Raw genomic sequence first — 23392 nt, 5'->3', positions numbered from 1 at the left:
GCCCAAACAGGCCATACGACCGTCACTGACATGGGCGATAACGCGGTCAAACCAGTGGAGCAGTCGACCGGTGTGGCCATATACGGACACCGGCCGCATTGGTTGTGCGGGACGAACGGGATGTGACAACGGTTTCCGGTCGACTTTACATGGCTATAGGGCGAGGAGCTTTTAGCCTTTTGGGGCCTCTAGGATCTCGGTGCGCATGGTCAACCCTCGTCGATCCAGCAGGGCCGAGGGCAGTCAGGGCTTGGAGTCGAGGCTGCGGTCCTGGCGTGTCGTGACGACGAGATCCGGATGGCGGCGGGCCAGGCGTCGGGCGAACGGCACCGACGTCCGGTCCATCACGATGACTCGGACGACCTCGGCCATCTCGATCTCCCGCAGGACGCGCCGCCGCGCGACGCGGGCCAGCAGGTGTGGCCGGACGTGCCGGTAGAAGGGCACGAAGAACCGCCGGTGGACGAAGCGTGAGCCCTTGGTCCGCGTGCTCTCCACCAGGGCGCCGGGACGGCCGAGCCGCGCCATCGGCCACAGGATGAGCCTGGGCACCCTGACCACGATCGTGTGCTCAAGCCAGGGCAGGGGGTGCCTGGCCTCGGCCCTGTCGAGCCGGTGCAGACGCACCCGCTCGTCCAGCTCCGCCCAATCGCCCGATTCAGCGGTCACCAGATCGACCTGCGCCCCCTCCTCTTCGGCGAAGTGGGCGGTCAATCCGATGATCCGCTTGTAGTGGCGGCTGGGTTTCACGTTCGGCTTGGGGTCCATCGTCAGCCTGGGGTCCATGGCCAGAACCAGCACCCGAGGAGCCTGCGTGCCGTTCACGTCGTCGTCTCCCGAGATGATCAACCGGCGCCCCGGCGGGCGGCCAGTTCGGTCAGCCGGCGCACGAGCGGCTCCAGCGCCACGCTGCGTTCGAAACGGTTCGCGTAGTCGCGCGCCGCGGCGACCTGCGGCGCGTCGAGGCCGGCCGCCGCCTTCGCCGCCGCGATCATCGAATCGGCGATGTCCGCCGGGTCGAGCCCGCCCGGGTTGAACCACAGCGGATAGTCCCGGAGGAGTTCCTCCGCCGCCGATCCGGGCGAATGGACCGACACGATGGGCCGCCCCGCCGCCATGTACTCGAAGATCTTGCCCGACGTGACGTAACGTCCGCCGCCGTTCAGGAACACGAGCACGTCGGAATTCTGGTAGACGTCGGCGAGTTCGGTCTTGGACACCGGTCCGCAGTAACGCACTCCAGGGGCGAAGGTGTGTTCACCTTCGCTCCCGGCGCTCGCTTCGCTCCCGTCGTCCGCGGCGAAACGCTTGCGCAGCGCGTTGTCGGCGCCTCTGAAGAACCCGAAATATCCGTAGAGGTCCAAGGAAGCGGACTTCATCTCGAAATGTTCCCGGGCACGGGTGAATCCCTCGACCATCTCCTCGATGGGCTGCTGGTCGGTGATCGTCCCGACGAAGGAGAACCGGGGCGCGCCCTCGCCCGCCGCCGCACGGGCGAACGGGGGCGGCTCGGCGGTCGCCGGGAGGGTGTCGGTGTCCCAGCCGTTCAGGACGATCATCATGCGGTCGGCAGCCCGGGGGTAGCGGTCGGCGTGCCAGGACCGCTGGGCCTCGTTGACATACAGCGAGTTGGCCGCGGACTTCAGCACCCGCCGCTCCCAGCGCCAGGCGGGGTGCCCGTCCTCATACCTCGGCTCCTCGCTGAACTGATCGAGGGTCCAGGAGTCCCGGTAGTCGATGATGTAAGGGGTGCGGGTTAGCTTGTGGAACAGCCAGGCCGCGGCGAACGAGGCGAAAGGGTTCCCCGTCGCGAGGACCACGTCGAACTTCTGCCGCGTGTGCAACCGCAGCGCTCGCCGGACGCTGGCGCGCGCCCAGGAGGCGTAATGCTCCGGGAACACGTGCTTCTGCCCCCACGTGTACATCGATTGGGCCAGTTGGGGGAACGCCCCCCTGAATCTGCTGTAGTCGCGCACGTTCGTCTGCCAGACGAACCGGTTCAGTTCGGGCCGCTCCAGCGTGATCCGCGGGTCGATCGTCTCCATCAGCTTGTCGTCGACCGAGCCGATCGCGTCGTGCAGGAACGACAGCGGCGCCGCGAAGACCGTGACGTCCCAGCCCAACTCGGTCAACCGGTTGGCGGTCGCCCGGGGTCGGTACACCCCGCTGGCGCGGGACGGCGGAAAGTAGAACGCGAGGTACAGCAGGCGCGGGCGGCGTTCAGTCATCGAGCGATCCCCTGGCGTAACCGGCCGGTGGCCTTTCATGGGCGATGGAGTAGGCCAGCCGCGCTCCCGTCTCCGCGATCACGTCCGCGAGCTCGGACACGGTCACCAGCGACTGAGGATCGCCGATCACGACGAGGTCGACGGACCGGCGGCGCAACACCTCGCGTTCGATCGCCCGCCGCCGTACCGCGCCGGGGTCCCCCCGGCTGATACGGCCGAGCCGGCGTTCGACGGGCCCGGCGACGCGGCGACGGTACGCGGATTCGATCCGGTTGCCGAGGCCGCGAAGCGGTCCGGGAAAGCACATGCGCACCAGGAGCCGCGGGATCCGGTAAAGCAGGGTCCGTGGCACGGCGGGACGGTGGCGGCGTTCAAGCGCGGGCAACTCGACGGTGTCGACGCCGTCCGGCAGCGGCTGTTTCGCCCACGCGGACGACTTGTTCACCAGCACCATGGCGCTTCCGCCGTCCGCGACGATCCGGGCGGACTCCCTGATGACCGCGGGCTTGCGGGAAGCGCCGAGCGCCACGAAAAGCACGTTCACGCTTCTTCTCCCCCGCTGGCGGCGCCCTCGCCCGCCTCCGGCCCGGAAAACCAGTGCCGGTAGTGCGCCTGGGCCACCGTGCGGTACCCGAATCGCTCGTCCAGGACCCTACGGCCCTTCGCGAGGTCGAGCCCGTCCGGAAAGCGGTCGCGCAACCGGTGGTAACCCGCGACGATCGATTCCGAGTTCTCCTCGACGTCGATCATTTCCCCGACCGCGTCTTCTATGCCTGCCAGTGTCCGCTCGGGACCGCCGCAGCGGGTGACGAGCACCGGCATGCCGGCCGCGACCGCCTCGATGATCGACACGCCGAAGGTCTCCCACCGGGCCGGGTGGACGAGGAGATCGTGTTCCCGCATGAGCCGGGTGGCCTCATCCGGGGCGACCTCGCCGGTGAATGTCACGACGTGGTCGACGTGGAGTTCGGCGGCCCGCTTCGCGAGCGCGCCGGCCAGCACGCCGGGCCCGGCGATGGTCAGCGTCAGCTCGGGGTCCCCGGCGTGGCATTCGGCGAACGCCTCCAGCAGCCAGCCGACGCCCTTGCGCTCGACCAGTGTGCCGACGTACAACCAGCGGCGAAGCTCCGTGACGGGGCGCGGCCGCGGCGCCTCGAAGGAGATCGGGTTGGAGATCAGCTCGATCTTGTGGGCGAGCGCCGGGAAGGTCTCGGCGAGCCTGTCCCGGAGCACGTCCGTCACCGCGAAGAAACCGGTGCAGCGGTCCAGGACCTGCTCGTACATGTCCCGGGAGTCGGGCTGCTCAAGAACCTTGTCGATGAAGGAGGCGTGCTCGGTGACGAACACGCGCGCGTCCGGGCGGGCGTTCTCCAGCGCGGTCCAGCCGCCGCGCAGACCCACGTGCGCGTGCACGACCCGCGCCGGGATCGGCTCGCCGCCCAACGATTCGCGCAGCCACGACGCGTGCTGCTGAGCGAGCTCGGCGAAAGTGTAGTCCGGCACCGTCGGCACCGGAAGACGCATCAGCCGGGCGCCCGCGACGGTCGGCGCGTCATGCAGCGCGACCGGCAGGAGCCGCCGGTGTGCCTCGCGCGCGGCCTCCACCTCCTCGGGCGCCTGCCTCATCAGCCACGCCTCGTTGTGGTAGACGGTGACCTCATCGCAGCCCGGCGCCGTGGCCTCGACCATCGCCTGGACGAACGCCCCGGCCCACTCCTGCTGCGGGTTGGGATACCAGGGCGTGACGACGGCCACGTTCCGGTCGTCGGCTCGATCCGTCGTCATGTCAGTCCTGGGCCCCGATCAGCTGGTCGCCGGACGCCGACGGTGCGGGGGCGGAGGGCTTCGCGGCGGAGGGCAGCAGGCCGGTGTAGACGCCGTCCAGGATTTCGGCCTGCGCCTCCCATGTCCATTCGTGGAGCAGGTCGGGCCGGTCGTCGTACACGGCCCGGTACCGCTGCGGGTCGCCGAGCACCGCTTCGACCGCCCGCACGTAGTCGTCGAGGTCCTGGGCGTGGAAGACCTCGCCCTGCCCGGTGGCCTTCACCATGTCGCCCATCGCCTGCACGTCGCTGACGATGATCGGCAGCCGCGCGTGCGCGTACTCGAAGAACTTCGTGATCAGCGCGATCTCGTGGTTCGGCCAGTGGTGGATCGGGATGACGCCGAGGTCGGCCGCCGAAAGGAACGGAGCGACCTGGTCGAACGGGACGTACGGCAGCGTGTGCACCCGGTCGTCCACACCGAGCTCCGCGGCGCGTGCGCGCAGGCCCTGGACGTACTCGGACCGCGCCGTGGCGACGATCAGAGCGACGTGCAGCCGCGGCAGCCGCGGCAGCGCCTCGATCATGATGTCCAGGCCGCGCTGCACGGAGGCGCTGCCGCTGTAGACGGCGATCGGGGTGTCCGGGCCGACGCCGCACAGCTCCCGAAGGTCGGGAACGGGTTCGTCGCCGGTCGGCTCGCCCTCGGTGACCGGGGCGTTGAGCACGACGGTCGGCTTGTGCCGGAGGCCGTGGGCCGCGACGAGCTTGTCGGCGAGCTCCTCCGAGACGGTCACCACCGCGTCGGCGTCGCCGGCGTACTCGCGCTCGTGCGCGCACATGGCGGGGAGCCAGCGCGACCCGATGCCCCAGGGCCTGATGCCGGGCAGGAACTCGTGCGCGTCCCACACGAGCTTCACCGTCCGTCCCTTGGCGCGGGCCCGCCGCGCGGCGCGGGCTCCGACCCCGAGCATCCGGAAGTCGTTGGCGTGGATGATGTCGGGTTCGAGCTGGTCGATGACCTTCCCGTACGCGCTGTCCCAGTCCCACAGGTTGCGGTCGAGAACGCGCCAGGCCCGGTCGCCGAGAAGCGCCTGCCAGAACTTGAGCGTGATCCGCTCCACCGGGGCGCGCGGGTTGCCGCGGGCCTTGGCGAGCGAGTCGGTCTGGCGGGCGCGCAGCGCGAACCACCGCGCCTGCAGCTTCGCCGTGACGCGCCGGGCCAGCAACCACGTCCTGCGCACGGGCCGGCCGGCCCCCGGAGCGAGGCGGCTCGCGGCGAGGTCCGCGCGCCGGGACTGGACGAGCCGGCGCCGGTAGTTCGCCACGTTCGGGTGCGCGTAGGCGAGCGGGCGGCGGAGCGCGGCGCGCCAGACGCTGTGCCTGTTCCGGAGGAGGGTGTGGTGCAGTTTGAGGTGACGCACGTGGGCGCTGCCAAGCATCCAGGTCCGGGGCCTCTTGGCCGAGTGGACGCCGAGGAGGTGCACCTCCCAGCCGGCGTCGGCGATCGACTTCGCCGCCTTCTGCACCCGGGAGTCGCGCACGATGTCGTTGTCGACGAGCATGACGATGCGGCCGCGCGCGCTCGGGACCGTCTCGTCTTCGTTCTGCATCGCTTGCTCCAGTCGTGGTCGGCAGGATCCGTCGGCGTCGGGCAATGGCGTGTACGGCGCGCTCAGCGGGGCGTTCGCCGCGCCTCGGCCCCGCTTTGGTCGGGGGCGCCGATGACGACGCGGTGTACGCCCGTCCAGCGGGTGGGGTCGGTGGTGCGGCGGCCGTCTACCAGGGCCTTGACGCCGGGGAGGTCGTCGGTGTTCAGGTCGCGGTAGGCGGCGTGGTCGGCCTGGACGATCGCGGCCGTGACCGGCTCGCCGCGGTGCGGCGGCAGGTCGAGGGCCTCCAGTTCCTCCGCCGTGTACATCGGGTCGGACACGTACGGGACGGCGCCGCGTTTCCGCAGCGCCTCCACGGTCGGGAAGACGCCGGAGAACGCCGTCTCCTTGACGCCGCCCCGGTACGCGGCGCCCAGGACCAGGACCTCGGCGCCGGTGAGGTCGCCGTAGGCGTCCGCGAGGAGGCCCACGGCGTACTCGGGCATCGCCAGGTTGGCGTCGCGGGCGGCGCGGACGATGGTCGCGTCCGGGTCGTTCCACAGGTACATGCGCGGGTAGACCGGGATGCAGTGGCCGCCGACCGCGATGCCCGGCCGGTGGATGTGGCTGTACGGCTGCGTGTTGCAGGCCTCGATCACCTTGGTGACGTCCACCCCGACGGTGTCGGCGTAGCGGGCGAACTGGTTGGCGAGGCCGATGTTGACGTCCCGGTAGGTCGTCTCGGCGAGCTTGGCCAGCTCGGCGGCCTCGGCGGAGCCGAGGTCCCAGACGCCGTTCGGGCGGTCGAGGTCGGGCCGGTCGTCGAAGTCGAGGACCTGCTCGTAGAACTCCACGCCGTGCCGGGCGGACGCGTCGTCGACGCCGCCGACGAGCTTCGGGTAGCGGCGCAGGTCGGCGAACACGCGGCCCGTCAGGACGCGTTCCGGGCTGAACACCAGGTGGAAGTCGGTGCCGGCGGTCAGGCCGGACCCCTCCGCCAGCATCGGCGCCCAGCGGCCCCGGGTGGTGCCGACCGGCAGCGTCGTCTCGTAGCTGACCAGCGTTCCCGGACGGAGGCCCGCCGCGATCGACCGGGTCGCGGCGTCCATCCAGCCGAAGTCGGGGGTGCCGGCCTCGTCCACGAACAGCGGCACGACCACGACGACCGCGTCGGACTCGGCGACGGCCGCCGCCGTGTCGGTCGTCGCGGTCAGCAGCCCGGCCCGGACCGCCTCGCCGAGGTGGACGCCGAGGTCCGCCTCGCCGGGGAACGGCTCGCGGCCGGCGTTCACGTCGGCGACGACGCGTTCGTTCACGTCGGCGCCGGTCACCCGGTGGCCCTTGCGGGCGAACTGCACCGCGAGCGGGAGACCGATCTTGCCGAGCGCGACCACGCAGATCCGCATGTGCTACTTACCTCCAAGGGACACGGCGCTTCTCAGGTGCAGGGCGCGCCGGAGCCGCCTGACGACGGCCCGGACCGGGAAGGACGGGCGGGTCTCGATCGCCGTGGTGCCCCGCCCGTCGCCGCGCACCGACAGACGGTAGGGCCTGATCCGGTGCCAGACGAGCGATTTGCACGGACCGGGCAGTCCGGCCTGCACGGCCACGTCGTAGGTTTCACCGGACGCACGGACGATCAGCCGCAACGTGCGTTTGGCCGTGCCGGACGCGAACAGCAGCGATTTCGGCATCCGGACGGTCAGCGTCAGTCCGTCGCCGGAAAGGTCGCGGTCGAGTTCCGCGCCGGACGCCTCGTCCAGGCGGACGCGCCCGTCGCGGCCGCGGACGGCGAACGCCAGGTGCACGACCTTCGGGTCGGCGGCGTCGGGGCCGTTGATCGGCGTCCGGACGGTGATCTCCAGGAGGTCGTCCGCGCGCCGCGCGCCGACCGCCCGCACCTCGTCGATGAGCCGCCTGCGCAGGCCCTTGGTGATCTCGTACAGGTCGTCGGGGACGCCGGCGCCGGCGTCCTCGAAGCCCTCGTAGGCGTGGTAGGCGCGGCCGTTCTTGAGCGTGACGGCGAAGGTCTCCTCCGCCGCGTCCGCCCTGATGGCCTCGCAGAGGCGGTCGACGTCGCCGCGCTGCGCCAGGCGGAGCCGGACGCGCCGTTTGATGGGCAGCAGGGCCAGGACGTCGTCGGGCACGTACCGGTCGACGATGGCGCCGACTCGCGCGCACACGTCGCGGCGGGCGTCGTCGTCCAGTTCGAGGAGGCCCTCGCGGATCGGCTTCGTCAGCTCCCATTTGGCGTGCCGGTGGACGATCGCGTCCCGTCCGGGGCCGGGCTCCAGCAGCCCGGCGACGAACTCGAAGAGCCGCTCGGCGCATTCCAGGCGGGTGTAGACCTCGACTGCGCCCTGCGTGATGTTGCCGCCGTCGTCGCGGAGCATCGCGTAGTAGCAGGTGTAGTCGGCCAGGACGGAGATCCGCTCGGCGCGGACGCACGCCTCGATGGTGAACGGCTGGTCGCTGCCGATCGGCATGTCCTCGGGGAAGCGGAGCTTGTGCCGCTCCACCAGGTCGCGGCGGAACAGCTTGCAGTTGGACAGCAGCCACGGGAGCGGCGAGTCGAACAGGTCGACGTCGACGCGGTTCTCGGCGAACAGGTCCTGCTTGACCTCGCGCCCGTTGACGCCCTTCATCTTGCCGACGAGGACGTCCGAGCCCCATCCGTCGGCGGCCTCGACCATCCGTTCCAGCGCCTCGCGGCCGAGATGGTCGTCGGCGCCGACGAAGTACACGTAGCGGCCCCGGGCGACGTCCAGGGCGCGGTTGCTGGGGGCCGCGGGGCCGCCCGAGTTCGGCTGGCGCAGCACCTTCACGATGTCCGGGTGTTCCTCGGCGAACCGGTCGAGCTCGGCTCCGCTGCCGTCGGTGGAGCCGTCGTCGACCGCGACGACCTCCATGCGGCCGGCGCCGATGCTCTGCTTCACCAGCGAGTTCAGGCAGTCGGTGAGGTACGGCATCGTGTTGTAGACGGCGACGACGACCGTGACGTCGACGCCCTCCGCGCCGCCTCCCGGGTCAGACGGCACCAAGCACCCCCGAACTCGGGAGCGTGACCGTCTCGCCGAGTCTCGCCGACTCCAGCACGGCCGCCGAGACCTCGACCGTCCGCAGGCCCTGCCGCAGCGTCACGATGTCGCCGCTGCCCGCGATGAAGGCGTCGCGGAACCGTTCGTGCTCCACCAGCAGCGGCTCTCGCTTCGGGATCGCGTACCGGATCATGTCGCCTTCCGAGACACCGCGGAACGCCCGCAGCGCCTCCCATTCGGTGCTCAGCTCGCCGTTGGCGTAGAACGTCAGGTCGGCGGTGAGGGTGTCGGCGACGAAGCAGCCGCGCTCACCGGTGACGACGGTCGTGCGCTCCTTGAGCGGGCTCAGCCAGTTCACGAGGTGGTTGACCATGCTGCCGTCGGTCAGGCGTCCGACGGCGGAGACCATGTCCTCGTGCGGACGGCCGCTGCGCGCCACCGTGTGCGCGCACACCGACACGTAGTCCTGGCCGGTCACCCACGCGGTCAGGTCGATGTCGTGGGTGGCGAGGTCCTTGACGACGCCGACGTCCGCGATGCGGTGCGGGAACGGCCCCTGGCGGCGCGTGACGACCTGGAACACGTCGCCGAGCTCGCCCGCCTCCAGCCGCTTCCGCATGCTCTGCAGCGCCGGGTTGTAGCGCTCGATGTGCCCGACGCCCGCGACCAGGCCGCGCGACTCGAACGACTTCACCAGCCGCTCCGCCGCCTCCACCGAGTCGGCGAGCGGCTTCTCGATCAGCGCGCCGACGCCGGCGTCCGCCAGCTCCAGCCCCATCTCCTCGTGCAGCGCGGTCGGGCACGCCACCACCGCGTAGTCGATGCCGAGGGCGAGGAGGTCCGCGAGGGACTCCAGCATCGGGACGCCGTGCGGCGCGCCGTCCGGCTGTCCCGCCGGGTCGACGACGCCGACGAGGTCGACGCCGTCCAGGCCGGCCAGGACGCGCGCGTGGTTGCGTCCCATCACGCCGAGGCCGATCAGGCCCGCGCGCAGCGGCGCGCTCACGACGCGCTCCCCGTCTCGTTGACGGCGTCGGCCACGCGGGCCAGGTCGTCCTCGCCGAGGGTGGGGTGCACCGGCAGCGACAGCACTTCCCGTGCCGCCCGCTCCGTCTCCGGCAGGTCCCAGCGCGGATCGGGGCCGCCGTCCTTCAGGAACGGCCTGAGCCGGTGGACGGGCGTCGGGTAGTAGACGGCGTTGCCGATCTTCCGCGCGTCCAGGTGCCGCTGGACGGCGTCCCGGTCCCCGCTCACCCGCACGGTGTACTGGTGGTAGACGTGCTTCGCGCCCTCCGCGACCGGCGGCGTGACCGCGGCGGTGATCTTCGCGTCGAGGAACGCGGCGTTGGCGCGGCGCTGCTCCGTCCATCCGGCCAGCTTCTTGAGCTGCTCGCGCCCGACGGCCGCGGCGACGTCGGTGAGCCGCATGTTGGCGCCGACGATCTCGTTGGCGTACCGCTGCTCCATGCCCTGGTTGCGCAGCAGCCGCAACGTCCGCGCCGTCTCCGCGTCCGCGGTGGTGATCATGCCGCCTTCCAGGGCGTGCATGTTCTTCGTCGGGTAGAAGCTGAAGCAGCCGACCGTGCCCAGCGCCCCGGCCGGGGTCCCGCCGACGGACGCGCCGTGCGCCTGGCAGGCGTCCTCGACGACGGCGAGCCCGTGCCGCTCAGCGAGCGGCCCGATGCGCTCCATCGCGGCCGGGTGCCCGTACAGGTGCACCGGCATGATCGCGGCGGTGCGGGGGCCGACGGCGGCGGCGACGGCGTCCGGGTCGAGGCAGAACGAGCGCGGGTCGATGTCGACGAAGACCGGCTCGGCGCCCACCAGGCGCACCGCGTTGGCGGTGGCCGCGAACGTGAACGACGGGACGATGACCTCGTCACCTGGTCCGACGTCCAGCGCGAGCAGGCTCAGGTGCAGGGCCGACGTCCCCGAGTTGACCGCCACGCAGTGCCGTCCCGCCACGATCTCGGAGAACTCCTCCTCGAACGCCGCGACCTCCGGCCCCTGGACGACCCGTCCGCTGCGCAGCACGCGCACCGCGGCCTCGATCTCCGCCTCCCCGATCACGGGGCTCGCCGCGGGGACGAGCCCTTCAGATTCCACGGGCATGCACAGACTCCTTAGGGCATAACGGTGAGCGGGCGGCTTCCTGAAGGAAAACGGAGCGCAACAAGATGCTCACAAATTGGCCGGAAGCCTCGCCTAACAGACGGATTCTAGCCAAATCCTATGGCAGTAAGGACGTTGCTGATCACGTTCCCCGAAGGTGGGCGCCCAATCGGTCGCCAACGGTAAACAGCTCGCCTACAGCGGGCCGCCGGCATCTCGACGCGCAAAGAGGGTCGCCACGCCCACCGGCGGCCTCACGGCCCAAGACGTCCGACATCACCCGTTTAATGGGGCGCATGCCCGACAGCGATGTGCGGGCGCGCCCGCGCGTCCGCCGAAGGCGATGGGACGCGGCCCGAGTGCCCTGGAAATCCGACCGACGCCGACCACAGGAGGCGGGTATGCAGGACCCCGATGAGGACACGATCCAATTACTCCCCCGCTTCGCCTGCTGCCTGGTGGGCCACGAGGTCGGCCCCGAGGAGACCGTCGGCAGGCTGATCGTCCACCTCGCACTGGAGGGCGGCGGCCTGTCACGCCAGGCCGCCGGCGCACGCCTCTGGCCCGATCTGGACACGGCGAACTCCGCCAAGCGGCTCCGCCAGCTCCTCTGGCGCCTCCGCCCAGAGACCCGGTCCATGATCGTCATCGGCACGGACTCGCTCCGCCTGGCCGACGACGTCACCGTCGACTACCACGCGGCCAAGAGCCTGGCCCAGCACATCCTCCACATCGCCCCGGCGACCCTGCACGACGTCGATCCACTGATCGTGCGCCTGCTGAGCACCGAACTCCTCCGCGACGGCTACGACGAGGAGGTCCTGAACGAGCGCGGCCGATGGGACCGGCTCCGCCTGCTCGCCCTCGAACGGCTCGCCACGACAGCCCTGGAAATCGGCGACACCGAGAACGCCGTCGTCCTCGCCACGCTGGCGGCCCAGGTGGACGATCTCGCCGAGACCCCGCCGCGCGTCCTCGTCCAGGCCCACCTGCGGCGCGGCGACACCGTGACCGCCTACCGCACCTATCTCGACTACGCCGCCGTGGTGCGCCGGGAGCTGGGCGTGGAGCCCGGCCCGGCCCTCCGGGAACTCGTCTCCGGCCTTCATCTCCCCGCGCCGTCCGGCCCCCGTCCGTAGCGGCCCGCCGCGTCAGGTCCGCCCCCGGGGGCTGGCGAGGCCCATGTCGTAGGCGAAGATCGTGGCCTGCACCCGGTCGCGGAGACCGAGCTTGCCGAAGATCGCGTTGACGTGGGTCTTCACCGTCGCGGTCCCGATGCCGAGGGACGCGGCGATCTCGGCGTTGGTGAGGCCCTGCGCGACGCTGCGCAGCACGTCGATCTCCCGGTTGGTGAGCAGCCCGAGACGCTCGTCCGGACGGGGCCGCGCGCCGACCGAACCCGCGACGAACGCGTCGATGAGCTGGCGGGTCACCGCCGGGGCGAGCATCCCCTCACCGGCCGCCACGACGCGGATCGCGTCCAGGAGCTCCTGCGGTTCGCAGTCCTTGAGCAGGAAGCCCGAGGCGCCGGCGCGCAGGGCGCCGAACACGTACTCGTCGCGCCGGAACGTCGTGAGCACCAGCACCCGCGTCGCGGGCGCGACCGCGGCCAATTCGCGGGTGGCCTCCAGCCCGTCCATGCCGGGCATCCGGATGTCCATGAGCACGACGTCCGGGCGGCGGTCCCCGACCGTCCGCAGGACCTCGGCCCCGTCGGCCGCCTGGCCGACGACCGTCAGGTCGGGCTCCGCGTCGATGATCGCGGCGAACCCCACCCGGACCACGGGCTGGTCGTCGGCGACAAGCACGCGGATCGTCACGGCCTGGCTCCCGTCGCCGCGTCCATCGTGTCGAGCAGCTCCCGCATGCCCGCCAGCGCGGCCCGCGCCTCGGCCGCCACCACGGCCAGCGCCGCCCGCCGGTCGCCCGCCGACCCACCGCCCAGCGCCGACTCGCCGGTGCGCACCAGCCGGACGGTGTGGCCGAAGACAGCGCCCCGCAGCCCGACGGCGACCTGGTACCGCTCGGCTCGCACGATGTGGTCGGTGCGCACCGCCACCGCTTCGGCCATCGACCGCTCCCATTTCCTGCTCCGGCTCCGCCCGGACCTGACGGCGGCGCCCCACCCCCAGAAGGGCAGCATCGCGAGCGTGACGATCACCCCGAAGAACACGAGGCCGGCGACGGCGTCCCCCGCCGTGAACGGCTCCCCGGCCGGATCGGCGGAGAGCCCCGTCACCGCGAGCAGACCGCCCGCCGCACCGGCCGCGGCCGTGCCCAGCAGCCCCGCGGCCACCGAAGGCCCGTAGGCGGCCAGCGAGTACACGGCGATCGCCTCGGTCGTCCACGCCAACGCCAGCGCCGGCAGCCAGCTCGCGGGGATCGCACCGGCCAGGGTCAGCGCGGCCCAGAGGACGTCGACACCGGCCACGGCGGCCAGGGTCGCCACCGGGGCCCGCCACCGCCACCACAGGACGAGCGCATGCGCCGACAGCAGCCCGGCCAGGCCGAGCGGAGCGGCGCGCCCGGCCGGGTCCAGCGGGGCGACCGCGAGCAGCGGCAGCCCGACGCACATGCTCACCGCCATCACGTCCACCAGCTCGGGCCAGCCGAACTCGCGGCGGGAGCGGCCCGGCGCCGGGAAGCTCGCATCGACGGACCAGCCGCCCGCCCCGGTCGGCCCCGCCCGCAGCATGCCGCCGACCTCCGCCACGCGGCTCCGCATGCCCTCGACCCCGCGTCCTCCGCCCAGCTCCGCGCCGTCGTTCCAGTCCTCGCCCTTCTCGTTGCACACGAGCAGATCGACCGCACCGGTGCGGTATTCGACGCGGACGGTGACCGGCGCTCCCATCGCATGACGCATCGCGTTCGTCAGGGACTCCTGGACGACACCGTAAGCGGCCGCGACCGTCTCGCCGGGCAGCGGGCGCGAGCCGCCGGACACGGTCACCGACACCGGAATGCCAAGGCGCGCCAGCCCTGTACACAGGCGCGAGACGAGCGCCGGCAGGTCGGCGTCCGGCAGGCTCTCGGACGGCCGGCCATCGGACGTCCCGCCCTCTGGCGGCCGGGCCACCACGTCCACCAGGCGGTTGAGCGCCGCCAGGACCTCCCGGCCCATGCCGACGGCGACGTCGAGGGCCTCGGCGACCATCTCGGGCCGCCGGTCCGCCAGGCGGATGGCGGCGGCCGTGTGCACGCTGACGGCGCTGAGATGGTGGCCGGCGACGTCGTGCAGGTCGCGGGCCAGTCTCTCCCGCTCGGCGGCGGCCAGCAGCGCCCGTTCCCGCTCGGCCGCGTCCAGCCGCGCGGCGAGCCGCCGCCGCACGTCCACCCGCTGCCGGCGCAACTGGCCGAAGGCGATGACGGCCGCGTAGCCGGCGGCCGTCAACACGGCGATGCCCAGGACCTCCACCGGGGCGTTTCCCATCACCGCGGTCACGAGGCATGCGGCCGAGGCGGCCAGCGCACCGCCGATGACGGCGGTCCGGGCCCGGCGGTGCACGGCCAGCGAGTACAGCGCCACGAGGTCGGCCGCCCAGAGCACGGGGGCTCCGGCGGAGGACGGGAGCGTCAGGTCGGCCGCGGCCCCGATCACCACCGTGACGCCCAGCACCGCCGCCGGACGCTCCCTGCGCAGGCACAGCACCACCGCCACGGCCGCACCGGCGATCAGCCCGGGCACCCGTTCCCGCAGGCCCGCGGGCTCCTCCAGAAACGCCGCCAGGCTCGGACCCATGACGAGCTGGATCATCAGAAGAACCAGGGGAAGCGCTACGTCACTCGCGCCTGGCCATTGTGTCGACTCGCGGGACGAGGGCACTCCGCGACTCTAATCCCGATCCGCGCGGCGCCGTCAACGACCGGCCGCCGATATCGGCCACAAAAGGCCGAACGCCTCCACCCGTGGACGGACCTTTCCTGGAACTCCCGGCCTGGCACGCGTCCGTTCCACCGGAGGAGGCCGACGGCCCCCACCACCATTAATTTCGTAGTACGACCTGATCAGGACCGGAGATACCGCGGAGACCGCGGTCGAGTCGTCCGCACGACGGCGAAGGGACGGTGATGAGACGCGCCCCCGCTGTCATGTTCCGGGAGCCCACATCGGGCTACGGCGGGCATCGACCCGCAGATCGAAGGGAATTCCCGGATGAACAAACAGCGTCTCGCACAGCGCACGGCGGGGGTCACCCTCGCGGCCGCGCTCGGCCTCGGCATCGCGGGCCCGGCGGCCTCGGCCGGCACGGCGCCGGCCGAGCGAGTCCCCGCCCCCGTCGCCGCGCAGTCGGTCGCCCGCCCGTTCACCCCGGCCGAGACCGCCGCCCTCGGCCAGATCGGCTTCAGCTCACGGGAGATCCAGGAGCTCAACCAGATCTCGGCCCAGCGCGGTTGGCCCTCGGTGGTCTGGAACGTCCTCAAGAGGGCGGGAAAGCTGAAGAGCGGTATCAAGGCCGCCGACAAGGGTTACGCCGCTTTCAAGAAGTGGCTCAACAAGATCCCGCGCCCGGTGCGCTGGGCGATGCGGGCCGCCGGCTGGGGCGGAAGCGCATGGGACCTCTACCGGGTCATGCGCGGCTGGTAGGAATACCCGGCCACTGAAACACCCGAAACCGGGCCCCGGCCAGGGCCCGGTTTCGGGCCCGCCACGGACATCGGCAAATCGATAGAGCGAGGTCGTCAATGGACGCAGAACCGGACACGAAATCACCCGCACGCGTATCGGAAGCCGCCTGGGCGGCGACGTCATTCATCGCCCTCGCAGCATTCGGAGCGAGAATGCTGTCCCACGACGGCTTCCTCTGGTACGCGAGTCTCGCACTCACGGCGATCGCCGCAACGCTCTCGGTCGTCCTCCTGGTGCGTTCGTTACGGAAAGGGACCGAATCGTGGTCCTGGGCGAGCGTCGCGCTGTCACTGGTGACCGCGGCACTTATCCGCCTGCTGCTCTAGGACCGCCGCGGCGCGCTGGGCCCAGGACGTCACAGCTCGCGGCTGCGCACCAGCGTCATGGCGAGCGCGAGCAGGACGGCCGCCACCGCGATGCAGTACACGGCGGCTCCGGCGGCGCCGAACGGTACGTCGATCTTCGCGGAGTCGGTGAGGGACACGAGCATGGCGAACGGCATCCAGCGGGCCAGGGCGTCCCCGACCCTGGGGAGCAGGCCGATCGCGCTCTCCGCCACCAGTACCCAGATCAGCGCCCCGCCCACTGCGGCGGCGCTGCTGCGCACCAGCGTCCCGACGGCGACGCCGATCACCGCGGTGATCGCGTAGACCAGGCCGACACCCGCCACCTGGCGCCACTCCGCGACGGTGCCGAGGCCCAGATCGAGACCGGACGGCGCCAGCATCAGGGCGAACCCGTAGGCGGCGAACCCGAGCGCGAACCCGGCGACACCGCCCGCGGCCCCCATGACCGCCGCCTTCGCGGCCACCACCTGCCAGCGGCCCTGGATCGCCTGGAAGGCCAGCCGGACGGTGCCGGACCGGTGCTCGGACGTCATGGCCAGCACCGCCAGCACGAGCAGGACAAGCTGGCCGAACACGGCCCCCGACACCACGTCCACGAGGGTCGTGACCTCCCCCTCCCCGGGCGGGACCCGGACGGCCAGCGCGGCCACCCCGAGGGCGAGCGCACCTGACACACCGAGCCCCCACCACGTCGACCTGCTGGACAACAGGCGGATCCACTCCGCCGCCACCGCGCCCTTCATCGCGCCTCCCATCACGCGTCACCTCCCGTCGGGGCGACGGCCGCCGCCCGGTACTCCACCGCGTCATGGGTCGTCCGCATGAACGCCTCCTCCAGGGATCCGTGGTCGGTGCGCAGCTCATGCAGCACCGCACCGCATTCGGCGGCGAGTTCGCCGACACGCGCCGCCGTGGCCCCGGTGACGGCGAGTGTTCCGTCCGGGCGGGTGTCGACCTGGTGTCCCGCTCGCCGGAGGGCCTCGGTCAGACGTTCACCGCGGGGTGTGCGGGCCAGCACTTCGGCCCGGGTGGTGCGCTCGACGAACTCCCTGGTCGGGCCACTCGCGATGAGCCGCCCGGCGCCGATGACGACGACCTCGTCGGCGGTGATCGCCATCTCCGAGAGCAGATGGCTGGACACCAGCACCGTGCGCCCTTCGGCCGCGAAACCCCGCAGGAGTTGCCTGACCCAGTGGATCCCCTCCGGGTCCAGGCCGTTCATCGGCTCGTCGAACAGCAGGATCCGGGGATCACCGAGAAGGGCCATCGCCATGCCGAGCCGCTGCCGCATCCCGAGCGAGAGCGTGCCGACTCGCTGGCGGGCCACCGCCGTCAGGCCGACCAGCCGGAGCAGTTCCTCGACCCGTGCTGGGGGAATCCCGTTCAGGCTCGCGACCCAGCGCAGGTGCGTGCGCGCCGAGTTCCGCGACCGGGCCCAGCCCGCGTCCAGCAGGGCGCCGACGGTTCGCAGCGGCGCGTCGAGTTCGGCGTACGGCCTGCCGTCGACCAGCACCGAACCGGCGTCGGGACGGTCGAGTCCGACGATCATCCGCATCGTCGTCGACTTTCCCGCGCCGTTCGGCCCGAGAAAACCGGTCACCACGCCGGGGCGGACGGTGAAGGACAGTCCGTCCACCGCCGTTCTCCTCCGGAAATGTTTAGTCAATCCTTCAACGACTATCAATGTCGCCTTCTTTCCGCGCACGCCGGGCCGTCCACCCGGTTGTCTTGATCGAGTCGACCATTCATCGGCTGCGGTCGCTTCCTCCGGTGGAACGGAGACCGGCTCGAACCTTGGGCGGCGGCGGAGTCCACCCGTGGGTGGAGGCGCCGCCGGACGGAGCGTCCCGGAAGGAACACCCCGTCCGGGGCGATGACGGGTGAAGAATTCTCGCTAGGCCGACTCGTGGAGCTCGGTCAGCGAAGGGTGCGGAAGTAGGCGTACACCAAGCGCAGCTTGATGCCCGAACCAACGAGCTTGCGAATGTACTTGGGCACCCGCGCGTCCCATGTCAGCTTGAAGGTCTGGTAGCCCTGCCTGGCCGCTTTCCGCAACGCCATGACGATGGCGGGCGACTTCCGCAGCTCCTTGATCACCCTCTTGAGCCACGCGGGGACCTTTCCGGCGACGATGGCCCGCTGGAGTTCGGCCTGCTGAGCGGCGGTGATCGGGGAGCTCTGCGGAACGGTGACGCCGCTGGTCGCCGGCAGGCCGGCCTGCTGGACCGCGGCGGGGGCCTGCTGGAGCGCGGCGGGGGCCTGCTGGAGCGCGGCGGGGGTGCGCGCGCTCTGTGCCGTGGCGGCGGAGGCGGCGGGACCTGCCACACCGAGGCCGAGCGCGGCCGCCAGCGCCACCCCGGCCGTGCGGGCGGCGAGAGTTCTCTTGCTCATACGTGCCCCTTTCCATCGACGGCGATTCGGCCGCCAAAGCCCGATCTGGGCTATGGGGAGAGCCAAACGGCACGCTGTCTCCGCAGCGTCTCCCGGCCGTCGCCCGGTTCGGCACGGTCCATCTCCAGGCCGTCTCCCAAAACAGGCCGGGAGCACATCGACCGCTTAAGCACGCGCGGTCACAAAATTGGCCGATTTCGGCCTGGTGACGGCCGCGTCCTGCCGTTCATCGCCGCGCCGAACAAGGCATCGGAGCGAGAACTGACATGACCTCAAAATCGAGTAATATGTCGTGTAAATCCTTGCGAATCATCGGGGCAGGGGCGAGTCGACTCTCCGGAACAGCGAGGTTCACACATGGGGAAACCGGGCCGGGAATCGGCGTATTCACGACGTCCCTTAGTAGGGCGCCAGGACGTCCTCCGAACCATGCGCGAGGTACTGGACGGCGCCGCCGGCGGCGGGTTCCACGTCCTCACCCTGGCCGGGACGCCCGGGATGGGAAAGACCAGGCTGCTGAGCGAACTCGCCGCGGCGGCCGAGGAACGCGGGCTGCCGGTGTCGGCCGGCAGGGCCTCCGAGTACGAGCAGGAGATGCCCTTCGGCGCGTTCGTCGACGCCTTGGACGACGCGGTCGAGGAGAACCTCCCCGCGCTGGTCTCAGGACTCGGTCCCACCGCCGTGCGGCAGCTGGCGATGGTGTTCCCGGCGATCTCGGACGAGTCCGCGGCCGAGCCGGGCGACACCCTCGCGGCGGAGGACGACAGGCCGGCCGGGCTCGTGCGCTACCGGCTCTACAGCGCCGTCCGCGATCTCATCGAGCGGCTGGCCGTTCCCGACGGCCTCGTCCTCGTCCTCGACGACCTGCACTGGGCCGACGACTCCTCCCTGGAGCTGCTGAGCCATCTCGTCCGCCGGCCGCCGCGCACCGGGGTGCTCCTCGCCGTCGCCTTCCGTCCAGACCAGGTCGGCGCCGCCCTGGCGGCCCCTCTCCGCACGGCCGCCGAGCATGGGCCGAGCCTCACCGTCGCCCCGCTCACCCTCGACGAGGCCGCCGAGTTCCTGGGGCCGGGCGTCGGCCGTACCCGCTGCGAGGCCCTGTACGAGGCCAGCGGCGGCAACCCCTTCTATCTGGACGCACTGGTCCGGACGGCATCGGCCGGCGGACCCGACGAACTGCCCCATGACGTCCAGACCACTATCCAGGCAGAGCTGAGCGGCCTTTCGGACTCGCTCTCGCTGGTCGCGCAGGCGGCCGCGATCGTCGCCGACGAGTTCGATCCAGGCCTCGTCGCCGTCGCCGCCGGGACCTCCGAGGAGGAGACCCTCACCGCGCTCGACCGGCTCGCGGCCCGCGACGTCGTCCGGCCGGCCGCCGGGGGCGTCCGGTTCCGGTTCCGGCACCCGCTGATCCGGCACGTCGTCTATGGCTCCGCTCCGCCCGGCCGGCGGCTGGCGGCCCACGCCCGCGTCGCCGCGCATCTCGCCGGGCTCGGCGTCCCCGCCGCCCAGCTGGCCCACCACGTCGACCGGTCGGCGAGCCCCGGCGACGACGCGGCCGCCGGCGTCCTCATCGAGGCCGCCCGCGACGTGGCCCCCCAGGCCCCGCACACCGCGGCCCGGTGGTTCGCGTCCGCGCTGCGGCTCATGCCGCACGACGCGGCCGGACGGCTGACGCTCATGCTCGAGATGGCCGAGGCCCAGGCCGTCAGCGGATGCCTGGAGGAGGGCAGGGAGACCGCCACCGAGGTCCTCCGGCTGCTGCCCGCCGACGACCACGCCCGCCGCTCGGTCGCCGTACGGTTCTGCGCCATCACCCAGCGGCTGCTGGGCGGCCTCGACCAGAGCCACGCCCTGCTCGTCAGCGAGCTGCGCGCCATCCCCGACCGAGAGTCCGAGGCGGCGGTCCGGCTGAGGATGCGGCTGGTCAACGACACCCTCCTGAGGCTGGACGGCAGGGCGGCGCTGGACGCGATCGCGCTGATCCCCGAGCCCCGGAGCGGCTGGGACCCGAGCCTGACCTTCTCCCGGCTGGCGATCCGGCCGATCGCCGACTATGTGAGCGGTCACGTCGACGAGGCCCTCGCCGGTGTGCGGGCCGCCGAAGAGGCCTTGGCCGCCACTCCGGACGAGCATCTCGTCGACTGCCTGGACTCGCTGGCCTGGCTCGGCTGGACGGAATGCCTGATGTGCCTGCACGCCGGCGCCGTTCGGTGCTTCGACCGGCTGATGGCCGTCGCCCAGGCCACCGGCCGGCAGTTCATCATCCCCGTCGCCCTTGCCGGGAAGGCACGGTCGTACATAGGGCTCGGCCGGCTCGCCGACGCGGCCCGGGCCGTCAGGGAGTCCACCGAGTCGGCCCGGCTGCTGGGCTCCCCCCAGCAGCTGGTGTTCGCCCACACCGAGCAGTGCCTCGTGGACCACTGGACGGGCGACGTCAAAGCGGCGCTCACCATCGGCAGGGAGGCGGTCCGGGCGTCCGGTGAGATCCGTGAGTGGTGGGGCAGGCAGGCGGAGTACGCCTACGGCCTGGCGCTGGCCGGCGCCGGCCGTCCGGACGAGGGTCGTGAGCTGCTCCTCGCCGCGTGCCGCTTCTCCCCGAGTCTCTCCGTTCTCGACCCGAGCACGGTCCTGCGCTGCGCCGAGCCCCTGGCGGCCCTGAACGCGGCAGGTGGCCTCCGGGGAGAGGCGGCACGGTGGGCTGACCGGGCCGAGGCACATGCCCACCCCGTCCTGCCGGGCACGGTCGGGCTCGCCGCCCTGGCGCGTGCGCATGCCCTGGAGAGCGCCGATCCCCGCGCGGCCGCCGCGAAGGCACGCGAGGCGGCCGGCGCGTTCACCGAAGCGGAGATGCGGCTCGACGCCGGCCGGGCGCTGCTCGCCGCCGGCGCCGCGGGGGCACGGGCCAAGGACCTCGGACCCGCGCGGGAATCGCTCGAAGCGGCCGCGGAGGCACTCGCCGAGTGCGGCGCCCATCTCCTCGCCCGGCGGGCCGTCACGGGGCTGCGCCGCCTCGGCGTCCCCGTCCCCGCGCCTCCCGGCCGGTCCGCCGCCCCGTACGGACTTTCCCGGCGCGAACTGGAAGTGGCGGCCCTGGTCGCGGAGGGCAGGACGAACCTGCAGATCGCCGAGTCGCTCATCGTCAGCGTCCGTGCGGTGGAGGGCCACCTCAGCCACGTCTTCGCCAAACTCGGCGTCACCTCCCGCGCGGGCGTCTCCGGCGCGCTCCGCCGGGTCAGTGAGCAGGGTGTGTCCTCCGGCGGGGCGGTCGCGGAGTTCGGGAAGGTGTCGTAGCCGGCGGCCGTCACGGGGATTGCAGCCAGAATTCGTCCAGGTCGTAGAAGACGGCTTCCTGGTCGAAATGGGTCATCTGCTCGTCGCGCCAGGCTTTGTAGTCCGGCGGCATCTCCGTGCGCTCGCCCTCGCGGGCGGCCTCGAGTGAGGTGAAGTAGGCCACGCCCGTGCACGTGCCGTCGGGGTGGATGCAGAACATGCCGCCGATCATGTCGGGCCGCAGCCGCGTCAGCGTCCGCTGGGCCTCCTCGGGGACGTGTGGACGCACCGCCTCCCGGTCGCGGACGTGGGTCCGCAGGATCTGGACGAATCCCGCCTGGTCGGAGCCGCCCTGCCCGAACGTCTCCACGTCCGTGGACTCCTCGACGGTGACCTCGCCCTCGAACAGGTCGGCGACCTGGTCCCACCACTGCCCCTGCTCGCGCCGCCTGTCGTTGCGGTGCGCCGCGCGCGGGGAGTCGAAGCGCATCAGGTTGAAGTAGACGCCGTCATCGGTCACTCCGCCGGTGCTGCCGAGCCAGCCCCGGGCCCCGGGAGCGACCTCCCGGTGCCAGCGGTCGGCGGCCTCGGACAGGCCCGTCGCGTCGTTCGTCCGGCCCTTGACCACCTGGACACACGTCTTACGCTGGCCAAACACCTTTCTGACGCTACCGATCGCGGCGCAAACCCGACGTCATCCCCGGTTGAAGATCCCACCGAGACGCCGGACGGCGTTTACCGAGGTCAGGCCGGGTATCGCGTGGCCTCGTCGACCTCCGTGCTGCTCGGATCCGCGATCACCTGGGGCTTGGGCGGAACCTCCTGCCCGGCCACCGTGTCCTCCAGCCGGATGCGCGGCGGAAGGCTGCGCCACCGCTCCGCCCCGGGCTCGTGCGCCTGCTCGCCATCGCTCATAGATCCATGATGCCTCACCTCTGATCGACGTGCGGGGCACCCACTGGTGCGGACACATCCGCATTCTTAGGAGCGAAGCATGGAGAAAGAGGAACTGTACGCACGGGACATCAGTGGCGCGCAGTGGCGCAAGAGCAGCCACAGTCTGGTGATCTGCGTCGAGGTCGCCGAGATCGGCGGCGGCGCCATGGCGATGCGGGACTCCAAGAACCCGGGCATGGGCGAGCTCCGCTTCACCGCCGAGGAGTGGAACGCCTTCCGCGAGGGAATTCGCGCGGGCGAGTTCTGAACCTTCGGGGATATTAGCGGCCGGGCACCGGCGGACGGCCATGGGCCGCCTGCCGGTGTTCGGCCCTTTTGCAACGTCGGATCACTCACGGAACCTGGGGTGACACGTGATCGATAACGAACTGCCGACGCACCCGCCAAAGGACACAGAGTGCGGGGACATGTCACGTCCTGTCTGGCGGGGAGAGAATACCGTTCTGCGCCGCGTGGAACCCGGCGACTGGGAAGTCGTCATGGCCCTCGAAGCTTCGTCTTCCTATCAGCGCGCCTGGGAACGCGTCACCGCGCCGCGCTCGCCTGAGAACTGCCGAGAATGGCTGAAGCAGGAGTCGGCGAAGGACCCCCTGGACGACAACTTCATCCTGGCGATCACCGATCGGCAGCACGGCGGCATGGTGGGCTGCATCAATACGACCCAAGCCGATCCGGTGGCGGGACGTTTCTATCTGGGTCTGGCGGTCGCTCTGGAGCATCAGCGTAAGAGATATGCCTGGGAGGCCGGGATCCTGCTGCTCGGCTACATGTTCGGCGAACGCCGCTACCAGAAGGCGCAGGCCTATGTGCACGACTTCAACGAGGTCTCACAAGCGGGCATGCTCGCCTTCGGCGCCACTCTGGAGGGCCGGCTGCGACGGCACGACTTCTTCGCCGGCCGCTACCGCGACAATTTGATCTTCGGCCTCACGGCCGAGGAGTTCTCCGCCGCGCACGGAACCGCCGCGCACGGAACCGCGGCACCGCGAACCGGCCTGGATTGAACCGAGGCGGCGCGCCTTCCGTGACCATTGACGAAGTCACAAAGATGGCGACGGGAAGGT

22 protein-coding genes are annotated in these 23392 nt (G+C 71.6%); 6 read left to right on the top strand and 16 right to left on the bottom strand.

Going from position 1 to position 23392, the window contains the following annotated elements:
• Nucleotides 1–243: 243 nt before the first annotated feature.
• The 9 genes from ACH35V_RS02560 to ACH35V_RS02520 all read right to left on the bottom strand — a co-directional run bounded on the left by ACH35V_RS02560 (nt 244) and on the right by ACH35V_RS02520 (nt 10733).
• Nucleotides 244–825, bottom strand: coding sequence for a hypothetical protein (locus ACH35V_RS02560; RefSeq protein WP_395969865.1), 582 nt, complete (start codon nt 823–825; stop codon nt 244–246).
• A gap of 20 nt (nt 826–845) precedes the next feature.
• A complete protein-coding gene (locus tag ACH35V_RS02555) occupies nt 846–2228 on the bottom strand; it encodes a glycosyltransferase (protein WP_395969864.1) in 1383 nt (460 codons plus the stop codon).
• Complete coding sequence (locus tag ACH35V_RS02550; protein ID WP_395969863.1) at nt 2221–2772, bottom strand: hypothetical protein; 552 nt, start codon at nt 2770–2772, stop codon at nt 2221–2223. Before ACH35V_RS02550 ends, ACH35V_RS02555 begins: the two co-directional genes overlap by 8 nt.
• Nucleotides 2769–4013: a glycosyltransferase gene (locus ACH35V_RS02545; RefSeq protein ID WP_395969862.1), complete on the bottom strand. Its 1245-nt coding sequence runs from the start codon at nt 4011–4013 to the stop codon at nt 2769–2771. Before ACH35V_RS02545 ends, ACH35V_RS02550 begins: the two co-directional genes overlap by 4 nt.
• A 1-nt stretch (nt 4014) precedes the next feature.
• The gene (locus ACH35V_RS02540; RefSeq protein WP_395969861.1) at nt 4015–5604 is read right to left on the bottom strand and encodes a glycosyltransferase family 4 protein; all 1590 of its coding nucleotides are present in this window, start codon (nt 5602–5604) and stop codon (nt 4015–4017) included.
• Between the two features lie 62 nt (nt 5605–5666).
• Nucleotides 5667–6989, bottom strand: coding sequence for a nucleotide sugar dehydrogenase (locus ACH35V_RS02535; protein WP_395969860.1), 1323 nt, complete (start codon nt 6987–6989; stop codon nt 5667–5669).
• 3 nt (nt 6990–6992) lie between these two features.
• Nucleotides 6993–8621 carry a glycosyltransferase family 2 protein gene (locus tag ACH35V_RS02530; protein ID WP_395969859.1) on the bottom strand — a complete coding sequence of 543 codons (1629 nt, stop codon included), beginning with the start codon at nt 8619–8621 and terminating at the stop codon, nt 6993–6995.
• Nucleotides 8611–9627, bottom strand: a complete 1017-nt coding sequence (locus tag ACH35V_RS02525) for a Gfo/Idh/MocA family protein (RefSeq protein WP_395969858.1) — start codon at nt 9625–9627, stop codon at nt 8611–8613. The genes ACH35V_RS02530 and ACH35V_RS02525 overlap by 11 nt, the downstream gene beginning before the upstream one ends.
• Nucleotides 9624–10733 carry a DegT/DnrJ/EryC1/StrS family aminotransferase gene (locus tag ACH35V_RS02520; RefSeq protein WP_395969857.1) on the bottom strand — a complete coding sequence of 370 codons (1110 nt, stop codon included), beginning with the start codon at nt 10731–10733 and terminating at the stop codon, nt 9624–9626. The genes ACH35V_RS02525 and ACH35V_RS02520 overlap by 4 nt, the downstream gene beginning before the upstream one ends.
• 401 nt (nt 10734–11134) lie before the next feature.
• Here ACH35V_RS02520 and ACH35V_RS02515 point away from each other — a divergent pair, with 401 nt between their 5' ends.
• Nucleotides 11135–11872: a BTAD domain-containing putative transcriptional regulator gene (locus ACH35V_RS02515; RefSeq protein WP_395969856.1), complete on the top strand. Its 738-nt coding sequence runs from the start codon at nt 11135–11137 to the stop codon at nt 11870–11872.
• Between the two features lie 12 nt (nt 11873–11884).
• Here ACH35V_RS02515 and ACH35V_RS02510 read toward each other — a convergent pair whose 3' ends face one another.
• Both ACH35V_RS02510 and ACH35V_RS02505 read right to left on the bottom strand, forming a co-directional pair.
• A complete protein-coding gene (locus ACH35V_RS02510) occupies nt 11885–12553 on the bottom strand; it encodes a response regulator (RefSeq protein WP_395969855.1) in 669 nt (222 codons plus the stop codon).
• The gene (locus tag ACH35V_RS02505; protein WP_395969854.1) at nt 12550–14487 is read right to left on the bottom strand and encodes a sensor histidine kinase; all 1938 of its coding nucleotides are present in this window, start codon (nt 14485–14487) and stop codon (nt 12550–12552) included. Before ACH35V_RS02505 ends, ACH35V_RS02510 begins: the two co-directional genes overlap by 4 nt.
• Nucleotides 14488–14886: 399 nt before the next feature.
• On the opposite strand from ACH35V_RS02505, the gene ACH35V_RS02500 reads away from it, so the two are divergent.
• A complete protein-coding gene (locus tag ACH35V_RS02500; RefSeq protein ID WP_395969853.1) occupies nt 14887–15318 on the top strand; it encodes a hypothetical protein in 432 nt (143 codons plus the stop codon).
• 98 nt (nt 15319–15416) lie between these two features.
• Nucleotides 15417–15686, top strand: coding sequence for a hypothetical protein (locus tag ACH35V_RS02495; protein ID WP_395969852.1), 270 nt, complete (start codon nt 15417–15419; stop codon nt 15684–15686).
• A 29-nt stretch (nt 15687–15715) separates the two neighbouring features.
• Here ACH35V_RS02495 and ACH35V_RS02490 read toward each other — a convergent pair whose 3' ends face one another.
• The 3 genes from ACH35V_RS02490 to ACH35V_RS02480 all read right to left on the bottom strand — a co-directional run bounded on the left by ACH35V_RS02490 (nt 15716) and on the right by ACH35V_RS02480 (nt 18098).
• Nucleotides 15716–16462 (bottom strand): hypothetical protein, encoded by a 747-nt coding sequence (locus ACH35V_RS02490; protein WP_395969851.1) that lies wholly within the window; start codon nt 16460–16462, stop codon nt 15716–15718.
• Entirely contained in the window at nt 16462–17343 is an 882-nt protein-coding gene (locus ACH35V_RS02485; protein ID WP_395969850.1) for an ATP-binding cassette domain-containing protein, read from the bottom strand. Before ACH35V_RS02485 ends, ACH35V_RS02490 begins: the two co-directional genes overlap by 1 nt.
• Nucleotides 17344–17624: 281 nt before the next feature.
• Nucleotides 17625–18098, bottom strand: coding sequence for a hypothetical protein (locus tag ACH35V_RS02480; protein ID WP_395969849.1), 474 nt, complete (start codon nt 18096–18098; stop codon nt 17625–17627).
• A gap of 357 nt (nt 18099–18455) precedes the next feature.
• Between ACH35V_RS02480 and ACH35V_RS02475 the strand changes: the two genes are divergently transcribed.
• The gene (locus ACH35V_RS02475; RefSeq protein ID WP_395969848.1) at nt 18456–21392 is read left to right on the top strand and encodes an ATP-binding protein; all 2937 of its coding nucleotides are present in this window, start codon (nt 18456–18458) and stop codon (nt 21390–21392) included.
• 10 nt (nt 21393–21402) lie between these two features.
• Here ACH35V_RS02475 and ACH35V_RS02470 read toward each other — a convergent pair whose 3' ends face one another.
• On the bottom strand, nt 21403–22029 hold the full coding sequence (locus ACH35V_RS02470; RefSeq protein WP_395969847.1) for a hypothetical protein: 627 nt from the start codon (nt 22027–22029) through the stop codon (nt 21403–21405).
• Between the two features lie 86 nt (nt 22030–22115).
• Nucleotides 22116–22286 (bottom strand): hypothetical protein, encoded by a 171-nt coding sequence (locus tag ACH35V_RS02465; RefSeq protein WP_395969846.1) that lies wholly within the window; start codon nt 22284–22286, stop codon nt 22116–22118.
• Between the two features lie 79 nt (nt 22287–22365).
• Between ACH35V_RS02465 and ACH35V_RS02460 the strand changes: the two genes are divergently transcribed.
• Together ACH35V_RS02460 and ACH35V_RS02455 are read left to right on the top strand one after the other, a co-directional pair.
• The gene (locus ACH35V_RS02460; RefSeq protein ID WP_395969845.1) at nt 22366–22575 is read left to right on the top strand and encodes a DUF397 domain-containing protein; all 210 of its coding nucleotides are present in this window, start codon (nt 22366–22368) and stop codon (nt 22573–22575) included.
• Nucleotides 22576–22681: 106 nt separating this feature from the next.
• Complete coding sequence (locus ACH35V_RS02455; RefSeq protein WP_395969844.1) at nt 22682–23332, top strand: GNAT family N-acetyltransferase; 651 nt, start codon at nt 22682–22684, stop codon at nt 23330–23332.
• Nucleotides 23333–23392 lie beyond the last annotated feature (60 nt).

The organism is Actinomadura sp. 1N219 (assembly GCF_044326405.1).
In the GTDB taxonomy this organism is placed as follows: Bacteria; Actinomycetota; Actinomycetes; order Streptosporangiales; family Streptosporangiaceae; genus Spirillospora.
The sequence above is the reverse complement of the archived record's forward strand: the minus strand, read 5'-3'. Positions and strand labels throughout refer to the sequence as shown.